Consider the following 3015-nt stretch of genomic DNA (forward strand, 5'->3'; position numbering starts at 1 on the left):
GGTTGAATCTGCAAAACGGTCACAGACAACCCAGTCGCCGCGCTGAAGCGCCGGGAGGATCTTTTTCTCGATATGATCGGCGCGGGCCGCATTCATCAGCAAAGCCTCGGCCAATGGGCTCCATTCCTCCTCGTCAGGCGGATCCAGGACGAGCGTGCGAACAGCCTCACCAAGCGCTGTGCCGCCTGGTTCTCTGCTGATCAGCAGCGGCAGTTCCAACGCCTCGAACTGCTTGCGAAGCCCTTCGATCAGGGTCGACTTTCCAGATCCTTCTCCGCCTTCAATCGTGATGAAGCGGCCACGGTTCATGATGCGTCGGCAGACGGCCCTGAAAGTTTCAGGCTGAGCCCTTCGATGGCGCGGCCCATAAAGCCGAGCTTCCCGACATTGTCAGTCGCCACCAGTGGCGCGAGGATGGGTTCGTCCTTGCCCTCAAGCGTGATGGAGAGCGAAGCGACGACATCGCCTGCCGTGATCGGCGCGGCGATCGGACCGTCATAGACGATCTCGGTCACGGCATCGTCGAAGGCGCGTTTGTGAGCAGCGACGCGGATCGGCGCTTCCAGCTTGACGCCGACCTCGCGGGCTTCGCCATTCCAGACCGGCACATTCGCCAACGGCTCTGCTCCCGGCTCGACCGTCTTTGTATCGAAGGCCGTAAACGCCAGTCGCATCAATCGCTCGGCCTCGTCTGCACGGGCCTGCGAACTGTCGAGCCCGTTGATCACCAGGATCCGGCGCTTGCCGTCTCTCACCGCCGATGCGGTAAGCCCATAGCCGGAGACCTCCAGATGTCCGGTCTTCAGGCCGTCGGCGCCCTCCATGGAATACAGGAGCGGATTGCGATTGCCCTGTGTAATGCCGTTCCAGGTCATCTCTTTTTCGGAATAGAAATTGTAATACTGGGGAAACTTGTCGATCTCCATGCGGGCGAGACGCGCGAGATCTGCGGCCGAGATCACATGGTCCTCAGCATAGAGGCCGCTTGCATTCTTAAAGCTGGCCGATTCCAGCCCCATGTCCTGGGCGAGATCGGTCATGCGGCCCGCAAAAGCGGTTTCTGTGCCGGACAGGCCCTCGGCAAGAACAATACAAGCGTCGTTTCCAGACAGGATGATCACGCCACGAAGAAGATTTTCGACAGTCGGGGTCTCATCGATGTTGAGGCCCATGGTCGAGCCACCAGTGGCCCACCCGCCTTCACGCCAGGCCCGCTCGCTGACAGGCAGCGTATCGTCCAGCGAGATTTCCCCATTCTCGATCGCGTCATAGACAACATGCGCCGTCATGATCTTGGTCATCGAGGCCGGGATCATCGGTTCTTCGCCCTTCTTGGAGAAGAGGATGTCCTGTGTCTCATAGTCCATGATCACAGCATATTCGGCTTGTGTATCGATAAGCTGGGCCGACGCTGTGAATGCCATGCCTGTGGCGAGGGTAAATGGCAGGGCAAATCTGGTGAAGTTCATTGTGTCTTTCTCCGGGCACGGGTTCCACACTCTAGCTAGGGGAACCGTGCTTCAGAAAAAGGGCCGCTTTGAGACAATCGTCAATGGCTGCTGCTGATTATCTCAGGACGATGAAGCCATCCTCGATCCCGCGAACGCCGAGCTGGTACTTTGCGAGATCGGCGGCATTGCGGCTTTGGAACGGACCGACAAGGACGCGGAAATAGTCTGCACCCTGTACGCGCACCGGCTCGATATCGACCGGATACTGCCGGCCGACCTGCGCATTCATGCCTTCAGCATTGCTGATATCTGCAAAGGCGCCAATCTGGACATAGATTTTGGGCGCGAAGGCGTTTGCGGTGGGTTGAGGCGCCGCTGCAGGAGTCGCGGCCGCGCGGATCGGTTCAGGTCTTGTCTGGACCGGCGCTGGCTGCAGAGGGGGAAGCGATGCCTGCTGCACGCCGGCTGGCACAAGATCGCGCTGAGCGGGCGGTGTGGCATTCGCAAGGCGAGCTGGAGTCGCGATAGACTGGCCGGGGTCCGGCACGCCCAGGGTCGGCTCGACACCGCCCATCAGGAAATCGCCATAAAGATCGCGGTCTTGTTGTTCGACAAGCTGGGGTTCAGCCTTCACGATGCGCGGCGCTGGTTCGTCGAGCTCTGCAAATGTCAGAGGCTGCTCTTCTGCTTCCGGCGCCGGGCCGAGATACTTTACAGTTACAGGCGCAGTGCCAGCGCTCAGAATGTCCAGCGTCTGGGCAGCCTTACGGGACAGGTCGATGACCCTGTCATCCTTGAACGGGCCACGATCATTTACGCGGACGACAATCTCCTTGCCATTCGCCTCATTGATGACCTGAACCAGGCTGGGCAGCGGCAGCGTGCGGTGCGCAGCCGTCATGGCATTCATGTCGAATGTCTCGCCATTCGCGGTCGGGTTTCCGTGGAAGTCCTCTCCATACCAGGAGGCGAGACCGCGCTCTTCGGCGCTCGCCGCCACGAAGTTCGGCGTGACGGGCTCAGTCTGCCGGGCGGCAGGTATCGTATTGGTTTGGCTTCGGTCGAGGACAAGAGATTGCGGGCCTTTGGGGGCGGCGGCAGGCCGGACCTTGCTTGAGACGTCACTGGGCCAGGCGGGCGCAGAACTTCTTGGCGCCGTCAGTCCCGGCGCCTTTTCCACGCTTGCGGTTTGTTGTCTCGCTGGTGCGGCCTGCTGCTGCGGCGCCCCCGGATAGGAAAAATCAAGCTGAACGCGCGCAGATGGCGGTGCGCCTGGGCCTGAGCGGGTGACCGGACCGCGCCATGCATCCCTTGTGGCATTTGAGTTGGCACGAGGCACACTGCCCTGCCCTGCATACTCGATTGGCGCTGGCTTGCTGCGATCCGCAACGGAGGCGGGCGCCGCCAAAATCAGAGCTGAAACTATAAGCGCGGTCTGCTTTTGCAGAATAATCGGACCGGTCATCCAAACCTCGTTCTGTGGTCATTTATACGCAACCCGGTTTCTTCGAGCGGCGTAAGCAACTTCTGTTGATGGTTTTGTTTACCATGTCGTGATGGACAC

The 3015-nt window shown here is 60.2% G+C and carries 3 protein-coding genes; all 3 read right to left on the reverse strand.

Going from position 1 to position 3015, the window contains the following annotated elements; genetic code table 11:
• Positions 1-309 (reverse strand): dTMP kinase (tmk, locus tag WA989_RS00650; RefSeq protein ID WP_424338605.1); only part of this gene is annotated, 309 nt, incomplete at its 3' end.
• Positions 306-1469, reverse strand: a complete 1164-nt coding sequence (locus WA989_RS00655) for a D-alanyl-D-alanine carboxypeptidase family protein (protein WP_424338606.1) — start codon at positions 1467-1469, stop codon at positions 306-308. The genes WA989_RS00655 and tmk, both read right to left, overlap by 4 nt.
• A 97-nt stretch (positions 1470-1566) precedes the next feature.
• On the reverse strand, positions 1567-2631 hold the full coding sequence (locus tag WA989_RS00660) for a septal ring lytic transglycosylase RlpA family protein (protein ID WP_424338607.1): 1065 nt from the start codon (positions 2629-2631) through the stop codon (positions 1567-1569).
• Positions 2632-3015: the final 384 nt, after the last annotated feature.

Origin of the sequence: Henriciella sp., from assembly GCF_049649345.1 — a bacterium.
In the GTDB taxonomy this organism is placed as follows: domain Bacteria; phylum Pseudomonadota; class Alphaproteobacteria; order Caulobacterales; family Hyphomonadaceae; genus Henriciella.

What these genes read in the sequence shown, in the direction of transcription:
- WA989_RS00655 (WP_424338606.1), bottom strand. Translation starts at nt 1,469, where the DNA reads ATGAACTTCACCAGATTTGCCCTGCCATTTACCCTCGCCACAGGCATG.